A 704-nucleotide genomic window follows, 5' to 3' on the forward strand; every position below is an offset into this window, starting at 1 on the left:
CGCACCCCCACCGACCCCGGCGATGAAACCGACGACCGGCTTCTTCACATGGTTCTTGATGTACTCGGCCCCGGCTTCTTCTGCGTCACCGCCGATTTCGCCGACCATGATGATGCCTTCGGTCTGCGGGTCTTCGTTGAACAGCTTCAGGCAGTCGACGAAATTCAGGCCGTTGATCGGGTCACCGCCGATGCCGATGCAGGTGGACTGGCCCAGGCCGACTTCGGTGGTCTGCTTGACCGCTTCATAGGTCAGGGTGCCCGAACGCGACACGATGCCGATCTTGCCCGGCTTGTGGATGTGGCCCGGCATGATGCCGATCTTGCACTCGCCCGGCGTGATGACGCCCGGGCAGTTCGGCCCGATCAGCACGGTGTCCGGGTAGGAACGGGTCAGCACGTTCTTCACGCGCAGCATGTCCAGCACCGGGATGCCTTCGGTGATGCAGACGATGACCTTGATGCCGGCAGCCGCAGCTTCCAGGATCGCGTCGGCCGCGAACGGCGGCGGCACGTAGATGACCGAAGCGTTGGCGCCGGTGCTCTGCACGGCGTCGGCAACGGTGTTGAAGACCGGCAGGTCGATGTGGGTGGTGCCACCCTTGCCCGGGGTCACGCCGCCAACAACCTGGGTGCCGTACTCGATCATCTGAGTGGCGTGGAAGGTGCCCTGCTGGCCGGTGAAGCCCTGCACGATCACCTTGG

The 704-nt window shown here is 64.5% G+C and carries 1 protein-coding gene; it reads right to left on the minus strand.

Annotated features, from left to right (window positions below; all coding sequences use genetic code 11):
- A partial coding sequence (sucD, locus tag A7X97_RS01665; protein ID WP_111007536.1) for a succinate--CoA ligase subunit alpha occupies nucleotides 1-704 on the minus strand: 704 nt, incomplete at both ends.

The sequence above is a fragment of the Stenotrophomonas sepilia genome, assembly GCF_003244875.1.
GTDB classification, from domain to species: domain Bacteria; phylum Pseudomonadota; class Gammaproteobacteria; order Xanthomonadales; family Xanthomonadaceae; genus Stenotrophomonas; species Stenotrophomonas sepilia.